The organism is Helicobacter sp. MIT 05-5294 (genome assembly GCF_000765675.1).
Classification (GTDB): Bacteria; Campylobacterota; Campylobacteria; order Campylobacterales; family Helicobacteraceae; genus Helicobacter_D.
In genome coordinates this window covers 40598-57979 of sequence record NZ_JRPA02000007.1, presented here as the reverse complement: position 1 = coordinate 57979, position 17382 = coordinate 40598, and the positions used below count along the sequence as shown (strand labels likewise).

Genomic DNA, 17382 nt, shown 5'->3' with positions numbered 1-17382 from the left:
AATACTATGCAATCTACCAAAGAAATTTTAAAAAACCTAAATCCCAAGCAAAATTATCGGAAACTTTTTGTGATTTGGGGTGGGATCTTAGGATTCGTGATTGTATGTGCTTTGTTGATTTTTTGGTGGCAAACACGAGAGCCAAGCTATACTTATACCACACAAGAAGCAACCAAAGGAGATATTTCCACAAGCATTAGTGCCAATGGCACACTTTCGCCAACGCACGAAGTTTCTATCGGTTCTGTTATTTCAGGAATCGTGCTTGAAGTGTTGGTAGATGTCAATGACGCGGTGAGTAAAGGGCAAGTTTTAGCCAAAATTGATAGTGAGAGCATTGAACAAGACCTCTATCGCTATGAAGCACAACTCCAAAGCGCAAAAGCACAGCTTAAAAGCGCAAAAGTCGCATTAGAAGAGAAACAATGGCAATACAATCAACTCCAAAATTTATTTAAAGCAACCCATGGCAAAACGCCCTCCAAGCTAGATTTGCATAGCGCAAAAACCGCTTATAATTCCGCTTTAAGCGAAGTGGAATTGCGCCAAGCAAATATCAAAGAGATTGAAACTGCGATTCGCTCCACGCAAGTGGATTTGAAAAATTCTCATATCACAACGCCCATTGATGGAGTTGTGCTTAGTCGCTCCATTGAAGTAGGGCAGAGTGTGGCGGCGAGTTTCCAAGCTCCAGAGTTTTTCATCGTTGCCGAAAGTCTAGAGGAAATGGAACTCAATGTGAGTATTTCAGAAGCAGATATTGGCAAAGTCAAAGTAGGGCAAAGCGTGAAGTTTAGCGTGGATTCCTATCCTCAAAAAGTCTTTGAAGCGGTGGTGGAACGGGTGAATTTTGGCGCAAGTGAAAGCACGGATAATATCGTAAGCTATGAAGCGCGGATTTATGTTGGCAATCAAGATTTGCTGCTCAAACCCGGAATGAGTGCGACGGCAGATATTGTAACAGATTCTGCCAAAAATGCCTTGCTGATTCCCTCTAGTGCACTTTATTTTACACCCCAAACTCCGCGTAAAGAATCCGCCAAGTCTTCTTCAATGAATCCTTTTGCGATGAATCAGCAACGCCCACAACGCACAAGAGGCGGTGGAGCTAAACGCCAAGCAAATTCTAGCATTTGGGTGCTAGAAAATGGCGTCCCTAAAGAAGTTGCAGTAGAAGTGGGGATTAGCGATGGAACTCTAACGCAAATCTTTAGCGATTCCATTCAGCCGGGTATGCTAATTATCATAGCGCAAAAAGAAGAAAAATAATGTCTTTTATTTGCCTAAATAAGATTCACAAAACCTATGGAAAGCCTCCCAATGCCTTTGAAGCTTTGCGCGGGATTGATTTAGAGATTAGAGAGGGCGAGTTTGTCGCATTAATGGGACCCAGTGGGAGTGGGAAAAGCACTTTGGCGAATATTTTGGGTTGTTTGGACAGCCCAACAAGCGGAATCTATGAGTTTTGTGGCGTCAATGTGAGCAATCTGAACTTGAAACAAAAAGCACTTTTAAGGCGGCATTATATCGGCTTTATTTTTCAGGGATTCAACCTTTTGCCACGCACGACTGCGTTGGAGAATGTCGAGCTCCCTTTGCTTTATCGTCAAGTTCCCAAAAAAGAGCGTATTAAACTTTCTATGCAGGCTTTGGAAATGGTAGGCTTAGAGAAATGGTATAACCACCAAAGCAATGCACTAAGTGGCGGACAGCAACAGCGCGTGGCGATTGCGCGTGCGATTGCCTCTAAACCCCTCTTTTTGCTTGCTGATGAGCCAACAGGAAATTTGGATACCAAAAGAAGCGTGGAGATTATGGAGATTCTTGCGCGTTTGAATCAAGAATCCAAAATCACGATTCTAATGGTTACGCACGAGCCAGAAATGGCACAATATGCAACGCGTGAAATTGTCTTTCTAGATGGCTTGATTCAAAGAGATTCTGCAAACACAGCACTTTGTAGGAAACAAGCGTAATGAAAGGAAAACCATGATTCTTAATGCCTTTTTTCTTGCATTTCGTCAGATTCGGCGCAATTTCTTACGCGCACTTTTAACAATGCTTGGAATTATCATTGGCGTGGGGGCGGTTGTGATTATGATTACAATTGGAAATGGCACGACGCAAGTCATTACTGAGCGTATGAGTAGTTTAGGAAGTAATATTTTGCTTGTTTTCCCTGCGCGTAATCAAACGATTGGCGGAAGTGGCAGAAAGCTTTTTAGCGCAGAAAATATCAAAGCTTTAAATCTGCAAGTAGGATTCCTCACACGCGCGATTGCACCGATTTCTACGACTTCTGTGTTGGTGCAATTTCGCCAAGAGAACACGCAAACACAGATTCAAGGTGTCAATACAGACTTTTTTATTGCGACGAATTGGAATCTTGAAGCGGGAACAGGTTTTAGCGCACAAGATTATCGTGCTGGAAGCAATACTTGTATTATTGGTGCAAGTGTGAAAAAGAATCTGTTTGATAAAACTGCTACGAATCCTTTGGGAAGTAGAATCCGACTTGGAAATATTGTGTGCGAGTGTATCGGGATTTTGGAAGAAAAGGGGCAAGGCGCGATGGGAAATGATCAAGACGATGTGATTTTGTTGCCACTTCGCACATACCAACGCAGTATTTCCAAATCTAGCACACTTTATAATATTTCAAGACTGATGATTTCGCTTAAAGATGATGTGGATTCCACTTCTGCAACGACGCAGATTTCTAATGCGTTGCGTGAGATTCGGAATATCCGCGAGGGGCAAAAAGATGATTTTGAGATTATGGATACCAAACAAGTAATTGAAATGATGCAAAACACGACTGCGAATCTAACGATTTTTTTGGGCGCAATTGCCGGGGTGAGTTTGATTGTGGGCGGAATCGGGATTATGAATATTATGCTTGTTTCTGTAACAGAGCGCACACGCGAGATTGGCACACGCTTGGCTATTGGTGCAATGCAAAGTGAAGTGTTGTTGCAGTTTTTGATAGAATCTCTAACTTTAAGCGCATTAGGCGGAATCTTGGGTGTGATTTTGGCATTTTTTGGTTCGCTTGGAGTTTGCCATATTATGGAATTGCCTTTTAATTTTGATTATAGCATTGCTTTGATTGCCTTTGTGTTTTCGGCGTTTATTGGAATCTTATTTGGCTATCTCCCCGCGCGTCGCGCCTCAAGACTAAATCCCATTGACGCTTTGCGCCACGAATAATGCTTTGGGTTGTTTTGGGGATAAAACTCGCATAAAAGTGCGAGGAAAATCCTTTCAAATTTTCTTATAATCATAAAAAAATCTATTAATAAATCTTCTATAAAATCTCTGAAATCGCCTAAAATACGAAATATAAAAAGTTATATATTGACCTAAATCAATTCTTAAAAATATCAAAGTCGTTATAATTTTTTCGCATTAAAAAATGCTAAATTTAAGCTTAAGGAGGCTTTTGTGGCATACAATAGACGCGAATTTTTAAAAACAGCGGCAGCAGCAAGTGCGGCAAGTGCGGTTGGAATCGCATTGCCAAGTAACGCACTAGCGGCGGCAAAAGAGGCAGAAGGTGGTTGGAAATGGGACAAATCAGTTTGTAGATTCTGCGGGACAGGCTGTGGGATTATGGTTGCGACCAAGGACGAACAAATCGTTGCAATCAAAGGAGACCCAGCAGCTCCTGTAAATCGTGGATTGAATTGCATTAAAGGATATTTTAATGCCAAAATTATGTATGGCGCAGACCGCTTGACGCAACCGCTTTTGCGCGTAAATTCCAAAGGCGAGTTTGATAAAAAAGGGAGATTCCAACCTGTGAGTTGGCAAAAAGCTTTTGATGTAATGGAAGCACAATTTAAAAAGGCATACAATGAGCTAGGACCCACAGGCATTGGGGTTTTTGGCTCGGGACAATACACTGTGCAAGAGGGTTATGCGGCGGTGAAGCTAATTAAAGGTGGCTTTAGAAGCAATAACATTGACCCCAATGCTAGACATTGTATGGCAAGTGCGGTTGTTGGTTTTATGGAAACTTTTGGAATTGATGAACCAGCGGGTTGTTATGATGATATTGAGCTTACTGATACGATTGTTACTTGGGGTGCAAATATGGCAGAAATGCACCCGATTCTTTGGGCGAGGGTTACAGATAGAAAACTCACAAATCCAGAGAAAGTAAAAGTCATCAACCTCACGCCTTATTCCAATAGAACTTCGGATTTAGCAGATATTGAAATTATCTTCGCTCCGCATACAGATTTGGCGATTTGGAATTACATTGCGCACGAGATTGTCTATAACAATCCAAAAGTGATTGATTGGAATTTCGTCAATAAAAATTGTATTTTCACAACAGGATTCGCGGATATTGGTTATGGTATGCGTGAGAATATCAAACACGCAAAATATGGCACAGCAGAGCTAGATACCGCAGCAAAAGAAAAATCCAAAGTTATCAGTGAAGCAGAGAGTGTAACACTTGCTTATTTGGGCATGAAAGAGGGCGATGTGATGGAAAACAAACATGCTGCAGCTGCTGGAAACCATTGGGAAATTTCCTTTGAAGATTTCAAAAAAGCATTAGAGCCTTACACGCTTGATTTTGTCGCAAAACTCGCAAAGGGCGATGCAAATGAGAGTTTGGAATCCTTTAAATCCAAGCTTCAACAACTTGCGAATTATTACATTGAAAAAAATCGCAAAATCGTGAGTTTTTGGACAATGGGAATGAATCAACACACAAGAGGAACTTGGGTGAATGAGCAAAGCTATATGGTGCATATGTTGCTTGGAAAACAAGCAAAACCCGGAAGTGGCGCATTTTCTTTGACAGGACAACCAAGTGCGTGTGGAACAGCGCGTGAAGTGGGGACTTTCTCTCATAGATTACCCGCAGATATGGTGGTAGCAAACCCAAAACATAGAGCAATGACTGAAAAGATTTGGAAGCTTCCTAATGGGACTTTAAATCCGGCAGTTGGTGCGCATTTTATGCAGATTATGCGGAATCTTGAAGATGGTAAAATTAAATGGGCGTGGGTGCATGTTAATAACCCTTGGCAAAACACCGCCAATGCAAACCATTGGATTAAAGCCGCTAGAGAAATGGATAACTTTATCGTTGTATCTGACGCATATCCCGGAATTAGCGCGAAAGTGGCGGATTTGATTTTGCCTGTGGCAATGATTTATGAAAAATGGGGTGCTTATGGGAATGCGGAGCGCAGAACGCAACATTGGAAACAACAAGTGCTTCCACAAGGCGAGGCGATGAGCGATACTTGGCAAATGATGGAGTTTGCTAAGCGATTCAAACTCAAAGAAGTTTGGGGTGAGAAAAAAATCAATGACAAGATTACACTTCCTAATGTGCTTGAAGAAGCAAAAGCCATGGGGTATAGCGAGGATTCTACACTTTATGATGTGCTTTATGCAAACGGCGAAGCAAAAAGCTATAAAACAACCGATGCGATGCTAAAAGATACTATTAATTCCGAAGTTTTTGGCGATAAACGCGAAGTTGTTGGCAGCGATGGAGAAGTGTTTAGGGGCTATGGATTCTTCGTGCAAAAATACCTTTGGGAAGAATATCGTAAGTTTGGCGTAGGACACGCGCACGATTTGGCAGACTTTGATACTTATCATAGAGTGCGGGGATTAAGATGGCCTGTCGTAGATGGCAAAGAAACACAATGGCGATTCAATGCGAAATACGATTATTATGCAAGAAAAGCAAATAATGGAGAGTTTGCATTCTATGGACCTTTGGGCAAAGAATTGCCAAGAGGTGATTTGCAAACTCCTAAAACGCAAGAAAAGTTTTCGCTTAAAAACAAAGCAAAAATCTTCTTCCGTCCTTTTATGGATCCGCCCGAAATGCCAAGCAAAGAATATCCGTTTTGGTTAAGCACAGGGCGTGTTTTGGAGCATTGGCATAGTGGAACGATGACTATGCGTGTGCCAGAACTCTATCGTGCAGTGCCTGAAGCACTTTGCTATATGAATCCAGAAGATGGCAAGAAGTTAGGGATTGCTCAAAATGACGCAGTTTGGGTAGAATCCAGACGCGGTAAAGTCAAAGCGCGTGTAGATATGCGTGGGCGCAACAGACCGCCTTTAGGGCTTGTTTATGTGCCTTGGTTTGATGAAAAAGTCTATATCAATAAAGTTTGCTTAGACGCGACTTGTCCGATTTCTAAGCAAACAGATTTTAAAAAATGTGCGGTAAAAATCTATAAGGCATAAAATGCGTTTGGATACGAATCGGCGTAAATTTTTATTAAGCGGCGCACAAGCAATTGCGCTCACGGGGATTGGCGGTTTAATTTGGGGTGCGTTTTTGCAAGAGAGCAAGGCGAATCCTCTACTTCTAAGACCGCCCGGAGCTTTGAGTGAGGAGCAATTCATTAAAACTTGCATTAAATGCGGTTTGTGCGTGGAGGCTTGTCCTTTTGGGACGCTAAAACTTGCAGACGCAGGAAGTGGAAAACCCATTGGCACACCTTATTTTGTGCCAAGAGAGATTCCGTGTGAAATGTGCGAAGATATTCCTTGTGTGCCTGTTTGTCCAACCAATGCGCTAGATTCTAAATTGGTTTCTAATCCAAAAGGGCTTGAGATTCGCTTAGCTAAAATGGGAGTTGCCATTGTGGATAAAGAGCATTGCGTGGCTTTTTGGGGCATTCAATGCGATGCGTGTTATCGCGCATGTCCTCTTTTGGGTGAGGCAATCAAGCTAGAACTAAAGCGCAACGAGCGCACAGGTAAGCATTCCTATCTTTTGCCTGTGGTTGAGAGCGAAGTTTGCACGGGTTGTGGTAAATGCGAAAAAGCGTGTGTTACAGAAAAAGCTGCGATTATGGTTTTGCCACGAGAAGTTGCTTTGGGCGAAGTAGGGACGAATTACATTAAAGGTTGGGAAGCAAAAGATGAAATGCGCCTACAAGAGGCTAAGGGTAGAATCCTAAAACAAGATTCCAACACAAAAGTGCAAGATTATCTTAATAGCGGAGATTTGTGATGAAGAAATACCGATATTTATTATTGCGTAGAATCGTGCAAATTGGGCTATTAGTCTTGTATGTGTTGGGAAATTACACGAGTTTTAAGATTCTGCAAGGCAATCTTAGTGCTTCACTCCTTTTTGGTGTGATTCCTCTAAGCGATCCTTATGCAATCGTGCAATTATTCTTTGCCGGGACGATTATTGTAGCGGACGCATTGCTTGGGGCTTTGATTATCGTGCTAGTTTATGGTTTGTTTTTGGGTAGGGCGTATTGTTCTTTTGTTTGTCCCATTAATCTTGTAACGGATTTCGCCGCGTTTTTGCGCCGTATTTTGGGTTTGGATGCACTTGGAAATTTGGTCCATTTTAAAAACTCTTTGCGCTATGTGATTTTGGTTTTAAGCTTGTTAATGTCGATTGTTTTTGGAATCGCAGCATTTGAAGCCATCAGCCCGATTTCTATGCTACATCGTGGAATCATTTTTGGCGCATGGTTTGGATTTTTATCTGTTTTGGGTGTGTTTTTGTTGGATTTGTTTGTGGCAAAACACGCTTTTTGTGGGCATATTTGTCCTTTGGGCGCATTTTATTCACTGATAAGCCGTTTTGCGATTCTTAAAGTCAATTATGATTTGGAATCTTGCACCCATTGTATGGAGTGCAAAAAGATTTGCCCCCAAAAGCAAGTTTTAGGAATCATCGGAAAGGAAAGCGGCACAATAAAAAGTGGTGAATGCACACGTTGTGGGCGTTGTATTGAAGTTTGTGGAGACAATGCGTTAGCATTTAATCTTCTAAGTTTTCTAAAGGAGAAAAAATGAATTTTAATAAAATGATAAGGGTTGTGAGTTTGGCAGTTGTTGGATTCGCATTTTTTGGGTGTCAAAGCGGAACGAGTGATAATGAGATTGGTTTGCGCAAAAGCACTTTGTTTAACGAGGAAGTTCAGGTTACTAAGTATGATTACAATGGCAAGGTTGCGGGAGAATCGGAATTGATTGAAAGAGCATTTGAAAATGCTCCGCCGATGATTTCTCACTCTGTGGAGGATATGTTGCCTATCACAAAAGAAAGCAATGCTTGCACCTCTTGCCATTTGCCAGAGATTGCAGAAGCGGTGGGCGCGATTCCAATGCCAAAATCGCATTTTTATAATTTTCGCAAAAACAAAGACTTAAGAGGGCAAATGGACGAGAATCGCTTTAATTGTGTGATTTGCCACGCAACACAAGTTAATGCCGCTCCTTTGGTGGTCAATCAGTTTGCGCCTGATTTTCGTCAAGAAAATGGAAATACCAAATCTAATTTGATTGATATTATTAATGAAGGTGTGAATTAATGCGCAATCGCAGGGAGTTTTTTACTACCTTGTTGAAGCCAAAATCAGAGGGCTTTACGCCCCTGCCGCCTTATATTTTAGATTATTCTCTTGTTTTTAAATTTTGCGCTTTATGTGTTGCGCAGTTTCAAGAGCGAAACAAACAAACTCCCTGCGTGCAGGTGTGCGATGAGGTTTATAAACAAGAAAATAAACGCGGAATCTTAAAGATTAAGGAAAATAAGGTTTGTATAGAGTTTGAACAGAGTGGTTGTAAGCTTTGTGGAGAATGTGCGAAAGCCTGTCCGCATAATGTGCTAGATGAGGGTTTGGCAAAGGCGCAGAATCCTCATTGGAATTTTGCTATTAGAATCTCTGAAATTGCTTGTTTGGCGTATCAAAAGACTTTGTGTTGTGTATGCAAAGATGTTTGTTATAGTGTGCTAGGGAGGCAAAATGCGATTCTTTTTAGTGGGCTTTTTTATCCGCAGATTCAAGCAAATTGTATCGGCTGTGGAGAATGTATTAGTGTATGTCCCACAAATGCGATTGTATTGGAATCCAAAGCGGATTTATAAACTCAAGGAGCGTTGATGTTAAAGTATTTAAAGCGAATCTTAAAGGTTGCTTTAGTGTTATTTGTCTTGCCTTTGATGGCTTTTGTTGAAGAGCTTGAAAATGAGGAATTGTCAGAATCCTTAAGAGGCATACGCGGGATTACTCCTGCGAAGATTCTTACTTTAGAAAATAATATTGTCGTAACCAATTTAGTTGGGGATTCTTTGCTGATTGGCACGGATTTTGGGGAAGTTTTGGAGTATGCAATACAAAGCGATTCTTTAAAAACACTCGTTAAGCTTCCGGATATTAAGAGTTTTTATGCAGAATCTTACGCGCCTAAAGTGTATAGTTTAGATAGGTTAGGCGGGAAGATTTTGATTCATAGCGAGGGGGATTATGGCACAAAGAAACTTTTTGTTTTCACAGAGGGGCGTTTGGAAGAGTTGCCTAATATGGAATCTTTTAATATCAAAAAAGCAGCTTTTGTAGATGAAGAAAAGGTTTTTTTGGGGCTTGTGAGCAATGAAATCGTGCTTTATGATTTAAAAAATCAGCAGATTTTATATCGCAAACAGCTTTCAGAGGCTTCTTTCTCTGATTTTGCTTTAGAGATTCCAAAGGATTATTATGTCGCGGCTTGTGAATCTGGGATTCTGTATTTTGGCACAATTCATAATGGCGCAGTGTTGGAAGAACTTGAGGGAGAAAACAAAGACAATGTTTATCAAGTCAAATTCGCGCATTTGGGAGATGTGATGTCGTTTATCACTGCAGGACAAGATAGAAATATGGGATTGTATCAAGTGAATTTGCAAACCAAGCAAACAACTTCGTATAAAATCCACGCGGATTTTTTGATTTATAGTGTAGGAATAAGCAAGGATTCTAGGCTTGGGGCTTATATGCAGAATGAAAAAAGCGAAATTGTGGTTTTTGAGATTGCTAGTAAGCGTAAGATTGCCCTACTTAAGGGGCATACAAGCTTGTTGAATAATATTATTTTCGCTTCTTCTAGGCAAATCATCAGCAGTGAAGATGGCAAAAATATTTTAATTTGGAAATTTTAAGGAGAAAAAATGCAAGAAGATTTCAATGTATCCTCTCTCGTGGTGTTATGCACCCCACAAAATATAGAATCCTTATGGGATAAAATCAACCAAATTGAAGGCGCGGAGTGTCATTACAGAGATGGAAGTGGCAAGATTATCGTTACACTAGAATCCCAAAGCATAGAGGAAGAGATTAGGCTGTTAAAGCGGATTGAGAAGATAGAGGGGGTTTTATCTGCGCAGATGATTTATGCTTATCATAGCACAGAACTAGAAGCAATGCGTCAAGAGATTGCCAAACAAGAAAGTGTGCCTAAAGTTTTGCAAAATGAGCAATCTAGCGCACAAGGAATTGTTTATAATGGAGATGTGCAAAGCGCGTTAGATGAGATTTTAGAAAAAGACAAATAGGATTGAAAGATTCTATTTTAAGCTAAAATTTTGTTTCTAAGCTATATAATTCTAGCTTTTACACTACTTTAGCCGGGGTGGTGAAATTGGTAGACGCGCCAGACTCAAAATCTGGTGGGGGCAACCCCGTGTCGGTTCGATTCCGACCCTCGGCACCATTTTCTTAGATTCTCCTAGACTTTTAAACAAACCTTTATCAAGTTAGATTCTACGATACAAATGCATAGAATCCTTAGCTAAACCCATATTTTTGTGCGTTTTTTGAAACGCAAACGATAATCCATAGAGTCCCCTTTTGCCATAGAATCCTCTCTCGCGAAATTCCGCAAGAAAAGGCGATAAAAATTTAGATTAAGAGAAATTAAAGCAAATCAAAAGATAATTTCATTTTGTAAGCATAAAAAGTGTGCAAAGAATCCAAAAAATCAAAAACAGGAATGAATTTGAGAATCGCAAATAGCTATGAACTCTTGGAGTTTTTAAAGGCGCAAAATTTGCTCCCACCCCTAGATGTAAAGAGATTTCAAACACAAAAGCAAGCGTGTTGGTGGTGGCCCAATGCTTTAAGTTTTGAAGTGATAATTGGCGCAATTTTGGTGCAAAATACGCGTTGGGAACAGGTTTCTAGCGCGTTAGAAAGCTTAAAGAATTGCAATCTTTTGGACTTGGAATCTCTAGGCGTGATTCCATTGGTTTCTTTGCAAAGTTTAATCCAAAATGTCGGATTCTATCGTCAAAAGGCGGAGAGAATCCAAAGGCTTTGCCAAAATATTTTAGCAAGTTTTGGGGATTATGAAAGCTTTTGTGCGCAAGTTTCGCGCGAATGGCTTTTAAGCCAAAAAGGTATCGGAGAAGAGACTTGCGATGCGATTTTGTGCTATGGATTGGGGCGGGAAGTAATGGTCGCAGACCGCTACACTTATAAGCTACTCCGAAGTTATGGCTATACTTTGGAATCTTATTGTGATTTGCAAGAATGGTTAGAGTGCGGAATCACAGAAAACTACGATAAAGTTTGCGCACTTTATGGATTCCAAATCCCGCTTAATTTGCTTTTTGCAAGGTTTCATGGCAAAATCGTAGAGTATTGCAAACAGCATAAAATATAAGGAAAAAGAATGCAAAAATATCAACACTTTGAACCCTTGAAAGTCTTTTTGGAAATTTGCGCGATTCCACACGCGAGTTTCAAGACAGAGAAATTAAAAGAATGGATTATCCAAGAAGCGCGAAAAGCCAATGCAACGATACAATGTGATAAAGTCGGGAATGTGCTATGTAGCAAAGGAAAGCCTAAATTATGCTTACAAGGGCATTATGATATGGTGTATGTTGGCGATAGTGCGGCTTTTGAAGTGAAGCCGAAGTTTGTAAAAAGCGGCAATCAAGCGATTTTGTGTGCGGAGAATTCAAGTCTTGGCGCGGATAATGGTGCGGCACTTGCAAGTATGATAGTGGCGTTAAGAAAATCCCGTAATATTGAGTGTTTATTCACGATTGATGAGGAGGTTGGAATGTTGGGTGCAAGGGAGATTGCATTGTCCCTGCAATCCCCCTATATGCTAAATTGTGATAGCGAAGAGATTGATGAAGTGGTTGTCTCGTGTGCGGGGGGCTATGATTTGGAATGCAAGGCAGAATTGGAGACTTTTGAGATTCCACAAGATTGCGACTTTTTGGAGATTCGCACACAAGGATTCCGTGGTGGACATAGCGGGATTGAGATTCATAAAAACATTTCTAATGCTATCTTAGAACTTGCCAAAATTGCGAAGTCTTTGGTGGAATGTGGCGCACTTGTCGTGAAATTTTGCGGTGGAGAGAAGAGAAATTCTATCCCTACCAATGCACTTTTGCAAGTTGCGATTCCGCGAGATAAAAGCAAACTATATCAAGAATCTTTAGAGAAAATTTCTACGATAAAATTAGAGGATTCCGCTTGTTTTGAAGTTGTCAAAGTGAGCCTTCAAAACGCAAGATATTTTAATCCCAATGCGTTATTACAAGCACTTTTAGGTGTGCAAAATGGCGTGATTGTATCAAGTCAAAACGCGCCGATTCTTTCTAGTAATGTTGGAATCTTGCAACAAACCGATGAGGCAGGTAAGATTCAAGTAAGCTTTGTGGCAATGGGGCGTAGCAATCAAGAATCTTTAATGCAAGAAAATATCAAAAAAGAAACAAAAAAACTAGAAGCACTCGGCTTTTGTGTGGATTTGATTGATGTTTATGCGCCTTGGGAAAGAGAAGAGAGTGCGTTGCTTAATACCGTGTGGGAAATTGTCTCTAAGCAGAATCCACGAGCGGAGTTAAAAAGTATCCATGCGGGGCTTGAATGTGGAATCTTAAAACAAAAATATCCTTCTATGCGTTTTGTTTCTGTTGGTCCTAGCATTTCACATCCGCATTCGCTAAATGAACAGCTAGATTTGGAGAGTTTCGTGCGCTTTGATGAGATTTTGCAGAGTGTGCTTGAAAGATTCCAAGCATTTTAGTGAAATCCTAAAGAGATTCTGCTAAAATTGCGTAAAATTTACTCTTAGGAATCCCCAATGATAAAAAACAAATGGAATCTGAAATTGCTTTGCCTCGCTAGTTTTGGTATTTTGGCGAGTTCTAGTCTTTTTGCTGCGCCCTCGCTTGTCAATGGAATCGCTTTTTTCGTAAATGATTATCCAGTTACTTTAATGGAAGTTTATAAGATTCAACAACGCGATAAGGTTACGCAACAAATCGCGATAGATTTGTTAATCAACGATCGTTTGCATAAAGAAGAGATTGATAGAAGAAAAATTGTCGTCAATGATATAGAGATTGAAGATGAGATTGCAAGAATCGCAAAGCAAAAACAAGCCACGCTAGAACAAGTGCGAAACTATATTCAAGGAAATGGCGGGAATTGGGAGCATTATAAAGAAGAAATCAAGCATAATCTACAAAAACGGAAGTTATACCAATCTATCACGCAAGAGGGTTTGCGAATGGTAGATGAAAGGGAGCTTGAGGGCTACTACAACACGCACACACAAGAGTTTTCTATCCCACAAAGCATTGATGTGGTGAAGTATTCTAGCAAAGACGCAAAAGCCCTTGAAAAGGTAGTCCAAACCAATGGTAAAGCGATTCCACAGAATGTGCAAAAAACGAATGAGGTTTTGCAGACGATTGAATTGCACCCACAAATCGTTCAGGCTTTCACACAAGGAGCAATTGGAAGATTCACGCCGATTTTTCCCGTCTCTGATGATTTTGTTGTGTTTTTGATTCAAGCCAAAAATAACCCCGCACTTTTGCCCTATGAGAGTGTGCGCAATGTAGTATTGCAAAAAATAATGGAACAAAAAGAGGATTATTTGATTTATGAATACTTTGAAAAGTTGCGCTCCAATGCTAAAGTCAATATTGTGCGTTTGCATTAAAGGCGAGAAATGAAAAAAGAAGAAGCGTTAAAAAAGTGTCTTAAAATCGGTGTGTTTTGTATGGTAATGAGTGCAGCAGGTTTCATAAGCGGGTGTGCGAAAAGTGCCATTACGCCTAATGAATTAGGATTTGAGCAGTGTTTTAATCAAGAAACTAACACCGCAAAGAATTGCGAGGAAATAGACTTTAAAAAGATTTTGGAATCCAAAGAAGAATGGAAAGTGAGTTCTTATCATTATCAAGGCGAAACAAAAACTTTGGTGCGAGAGGAGAATCCTCCTATTTTGCGATTCTCTAATAATCAAATCAATGGAACTTTTGGTTGTAATAATTTCTTTGGTAGCTTTAGGATTGAAGAAAACTTTTTTACCCCAGACTCTGTTGGAATGACGCGCAAAATGTGCGAACCAAGAGTGATGGAGCAAGAGGATATTATCACGCAAAATTTCTTGAATGCTAAGACAAAGATTCTTGTGGTTGAAGAAGTTAAGGGAATGAGTAAAATTTTCTTTATTGGCAAAGATTTTTATTTGGTCTTGAATTAAATAGATAAAGTTTAAAGATAAATTTATCAAAATTACAATAGGCTTTAGGTTTTAAGATTTCCAAAAGGATAAAATATGTGGGTTACAAAATCCTATAATGATAAATTTCAACAAGAATATAAAATAGAAAACAAACTTCACGAAATCAAAGGAGAAAGGCATACGCTAGAGCTTTTTAACTCGGAAGCTTTTGGGCAAATCGCGCTTTTAGATGAGGGAATGTTGCTTCAGAATCTCCTTTGTGTGCAAAGTGAGTTTTTGGCGCACATTCTTGCTTGTTCTCACAAAGAGCCTAGGCGCGTATTGATTGCGGGAAGTTTTAACTTGGAAATTGCCTTTGAGTTTTTGCGCCACGAGGATTTGTCCGTAGATTTTTTGCAATTTGATTTGAAAGTTTTAGAATCTCTTATCGGGTTTTTGCCGCATTATAAACAAGTTTTAGAATCCCCGCGTTTTACGCTGATACCACAAAAAAGCGAAGAGTTTTTAGCGCAAAACAGAGAAGAAAGCAAAGCCCATTATGATATTATCTTGTTTTTGGATTCCGCACAAAAAGCACAGGATTATCAAGAATTATTGGACGCAAAAGGAATCTTGATGATAAAATCTCCACAGATTTTATTAGAGACTTTGGAGGTCAAGAAGTTATTAGAATCCTTAGAAGATTTTAGGGTGAAAATGCCTTGTTTTGCACCTCTGTCGCCTTTGCAAGATTGTTATATTTTTGCTTCTAAAGCTTACCACCCCACAGCAGATATTCAACTCCAACGCGCGGATATGTTGGAGGGATTGCAATATTATCACGCCAATTTGCACGAAAGCGCGTTTGTTTTGCCAAAAGCCATTAAAACCGCACTTTTTGGGGTAGCTAGAAATTGAATCTTAGCCTTGCAATCGCATTAACCGGTGGAATCGCAAGCGGCAAAAGCACGGCGGCTTCGCTATTAAAACTTTATGGATACCATATTATTTGTGCTGATGAGATTGCACATCAGAAGCTAGAATCTAGTGCAGAAGAAGTTGTTAGAGCTTTTGGAGAGGGAATTTTAAAAGACAGGGATTTGGATTCTTCAAAGATTGATCGCCAAAAATTAGGCGCAATTGTGTTTTCTAACAAAAACGCGCGGCAAAAGTTGGAATCTATTTTGCACCCAAAAATTAGAGAAGAGATTTTATCCCAAGCGCAAATGCAAGAGAGCAAAGGGATTCCGTATTTCGTAGATATTCCTTTGTTTTTTGAAACCAACTCTTACCCGATTTCGCGTTCTTTGTTGATTTATACGACTAAAGAATTACAGCTTAAACGCCTCCAAGAGCGCAATCATTTAAGCGAAGAGGAAGCATTAAAACGCATAGAATCGCAGATTTCTTTAGAAGATAAACGCGTAATGGCAAGTGATGTGATTGAAAATTACGGCACTTTGGAGGAATTGCAAAGTGCTATAGAAAGCTATTTGCGCACTTTGTAAAAGCTTAAAATTTAATTTAAGCTTTATTTGCTATAATTGCGCCTTTTAACTAAGTGTAGGGGTGTTAGCTCAGCTGGGAGAGCGCAACGCTGGCAGCGTTGAGGTCAGGAGTTCGATCCTCCTACACTCCACCATTTGTGCGTCCGTAGCTCAGCTGGATAGAGCAACAGGTTGCGGTCCTGTAGGTCGGGGATTCGAATTCCTCCGGGCGTACCACTCTAATGTTTTTTACTCCCAATCTCTCAAAATCCACAAAGTTTTGTTGTTCAAAATTATCATCACATTGTGTTTATCGTTAAATCCCGCATATTCTTTTATATTATTGATTATTATAAGGCTTTGATGAAATTCTAAAATAGCACAAAGACGCAGTTTTTAGGAATCTTTAATTTTGATTTTTTTATAATAAACAATCTCACTTGTCTTTTTGTCCTAGAATTTCATTCTAAGATTTAATAGAAAATTTGAGTTGGTTAAGGAATGGAATGTTTTTAAAATTTGGGCAAACAATGGCAACAATAATGCAAAGGAAAATTTGGCAATCCTTTAGTCTAAAACCTGCAAAGGTTAGCGGGGGGGGGGGGCTTTTTTAGAAGCCAAGAATCTAATTTGCAATTTAGCAATCGTGCAAATCTTACATTTTTGTTTTTTGCGTGGAATCTCTCTAGCTTTTCATCTAAAAAATCCTTGATACAGATATTTTTAGCCATTTTAAAATTTCCAATTTATCCCAATCTAACAACGCGTAGATTTTGGTTTTAATTTATCAAGGAAAGAAATGTTAATACAAGCATTAAAACAGCATTACGAGGCACAGATTAAGCATTTGCGTTTAAAAGCAATAGAGTTTGATAATAATGCAATGGATAACGAATCTTTTCACCAATCCATTCAGGAATTGCAAGATAAAAATTTACACAATAAAAGCCATGAAAAGAATTTTGAGGCACTTTCGCATAATCTTATGTCAAAACTTATGGAATTTGAGATTCATCTTAAAAACTTACTTAATGATTGCAATAAGATTAAAATGCCCAAAAACAAGGATTCAAAAAATGAAGAATCCCAAATAGAAATTTGCAATTTATTAGCGATTTTGCATACAAAAGCACAAACCTTAAAAGAAGATTTTGCACTTGTGCAAGTGGATTTGGCAGAGATTTTGGAGGTTTTAAAATTAATGCAAAAAAATGGTGAATTAGTCAGCCTTTTGACGCTAAAGCTTGGCAAAAAACAAGACGCAATTTATGCCAATAAAATCTTGCATGATATTTCTTCTAGTGCGCGTTTGGCGGACAAAACTTTGGAGGGAATTGGTTTGGGATTGCGAAGTGCCGCCGAGTGCATTTGCCAAGAATACGAGCAATTATTAGCCAAGATTCATAAAAATGTAAAATGTTTGGAAAAAATAGGAGGAAAAGCTATTTTGGATTAGTTTGCACGATTTTTACTATTTTTTATCGATTCAAGATTCTAATTTTTTAGTTTTTTAAGGTTTTTCTAGCTAAAATTGCGCGTTTGATTTGTGTAATTTCAATTACACAAATTGTAAGAAGTTCTTTTTTAAGTCAAACAAAGCATATAAAATCCTATGCTTTGGAATAAAATTTCAATAAAA

17 protein-coding genes and 3 tRNA genes are annotated in these 17382 nt (G+C 39.4%); all 20 read left to right on the top strand.

What is annotated here, in order from left to right; translation table 11 throughout:
• The first annotated feature begins 6 nt into the window (after positions 1-6).
• The 20 genes from LS69_RS04985 to LS69_RS04890 all read left to right on the top strand — a co-directional run bounded on the left by LS69_RS04985 (position 7) and on the right by LS69_RS04890 (position 17199).
• On the top strand, positions 7-1269 hold the full coding sequence (locus LS69_RS04985) for an efflux RND transporter periplasmic adaptor subunit (RefSeq protein ID WP_138122757.1): 1263 nt from the start codon (positions 7-9) through the stop codon (positions 1267-1269).
• Positions 1269-1976 carry an ABC transporter ATP-binding protein gene (locus LS69_RS04980; RefSeq protein WP_138122755.1) on the top strand — a complete coding sequence of 236 codons (708 nt, stop codon included), beginning with the start codon at positions 1269-1271 and terminating at the stop codon, positions 1974-1976. The genes LS69_RS04985 and LS69_RS04980 overlap by 1 nt, the downstream gene beginning before the upstream one ends.
• Before the next feature lie 13 nt (positions 1977-1989).
• The gene (locus LS69_RS04975) at positions 1990-3210 is read left to right on the top strand and encodes an ABC transporter permease (RefSeq protein WP_138122753.1); all 1221 of its coding nucleotides are present in this window, start codon (positions 1990-1992) and stop codon (positions 3208-3210) included.
• 234 nt (positions 3211-3444) lie between these two features.
• Positions 3445-6231 (top strand): nitrate reductase catalytic subunit NapA, encoded by a 2787-nt coding sequence (gene napA / locus LS69_RS04970; protein WP_138122751.1) that lies wholly within the window; start codon positions 3445-3447, stop codon positions 6229-6231.
• Between the two features lies 1 nt (position 6232).
• Positions 6233-7006, top strand: coding sequence for a ferredoxin-type protein NapG (gene napG / locus LS69_RS04965; RefSeq protein ID WP_138122749.1), 774 nt, complete (start codon positions 6233-6235; stop codon positions 7004-7006).
• Positions 7006-7812, top strand: coding sequence for a quinol dehydrogenase ferredoxin subunit NapH (gene napH / locus LS69_RS04960; protein WP_194145415.1), 807 nt, complete (start codon positions 7006-7008; stop codon positions 7810-7812). Before napG ends, napH begins: the two co-directional genes overlap by 1 nt.
• Positions 7809-8330 carry a nitrate reductase cytochrome c-type subunit gene (locus tag LS69_RS04955; protein WP_138122745.1) on the top strand — a complete coding sequence of 174 codons (522 nt, stop codon included), beginning with the start codon at positions 7809-7811 and terminating at the stop codon, positions 8328-8330. The genes napH and LS69_RS04955 overlap by 4 nt, the downstream gene beginning before the upstream one ends.
• Entirely contained in the window at positions 8330-8887 is a 558-nt protein-coding gene (locus LS69_RS04950; protein WP_138122743.1) for a 4Fe-4S binding protein, read from the top strand. The genes LS69_RS04955 and LS69_RS04950 overlap by 1 nt, the downstream gene beginning before the upstream one ends.
• Positions 8888-8902: 15 nt before the next feature.
• The gene (locus LS69_RS04945) at positions 8903-9937 is read left to right on the top strand and encodes a nitrate reductase (protein WP_238699153.1); all 1035 of its coding nucleotides are present in this window, start codon (positions 8903-8905) and stop codon (positions 9935-9937) included.
• A 9-nt stretch (positions 9938-9946) separates the two neighbouring features.
• Entirely contained in the window at positions 9947-10330 is a 384-nt protein-coding gene (locus LS69_RS04940) for a chaperone NapD (protein WP_138122741.1), read from the top strand.
• Positions 10331-10401: 71 nt separating this feature from the next.
• Positions 10402-10488 (top strand) — tRNA-Leu (locus LS69_RS04935).
• 246 nt (positions 10489-10734) lie between these two features.
• Positions 10735-11439: a 3-methyladenine DNA glycosylase gene (locus tag LS69_RS04930; protein WP_238699151.1), complete on the top strand. Its 705-nt coding sequence runs from the start codon at positions 10735-10737 to the stop codon at positions 11437-11439.
• A 9-nt stretch (positions 11440-11448) separates the two neighbouring features.
• Positions 11449-12825, top strand: a complete 1377-nt coding sequence (locus LS69_RS04925) for a M20/M25/M40 family metallo-hydrolase (protein ID WP_138122739.1) — start codon at positions 11449-11451, stop codon at positions 12823-12825.
• A gap of 57 nt (positions 12826-12882) precedes the next feature.
• The gene (locus LS69_RS04920; protein ID WP_138122737.1) at positions 12883-13749 is read left to right on the top strand and encodes a peptidylprolyl isomerase; all 867 of its coding nucleotides are present in this window, start codon (positions 12883-12885) and stop codon (positions 13747-13749) included.
• A gap of 9 nt (positions 13750-13758) precedes the next feature.
• Entirely contained in the window at positions 13759-14295 is a 537-nt protein-coding gene (locus tag LS69_RS04915; protein WP_138122735.1) for an META domain-containing protein, read from the top strand.
• 75 nt (positions 14296-14370) lie between these two features.
• A complete protein-coding gene (locus tag LS69_RS04910; RefSeq protein WP_138122733.1) occupies positions 14371-15174 on the top strand; it encodes a spermidine synthase in 804 nt (267 codons plus the stop codon).
• Complete coding sequence (gene coaE / locus LS69_RS04905) at positions 15171-15764, top strand: dephospho-CoA kinase (RefSeq protein ID WP_138122731.1); 594 nt, start codon at positions 15171-15173, stop codon at positions 15762-15764. Before LS69_RS04910 ends, coaE begins: the two co-directional genes overlap by 4 nt.
• 58 nt (positions 15765-15822) lie before the next feature.
• Positions 15823-15898, top strand: a tRNA-Ala gene (locus tag LS69_RS04900).
• Positions 15899-15903: 5 nt separating this feature from the next.
• Positions 15904-15980 (top strand) — tRNA-Arg (locus LS69_RS04895).
• Positions 15981-16542: 562 nt separating this feature from the next.
• Entirely contained in the window at positions 16543-17199 is a 657-nt protein-coding gene (locus tag LS69_RS04890) for a hypothetical protein (RefSeq protein WP_138122729.1), read from the top strand.
• The last annotated feature ends 183 nt before the right edge of the window (positions 17200-17382 follow it).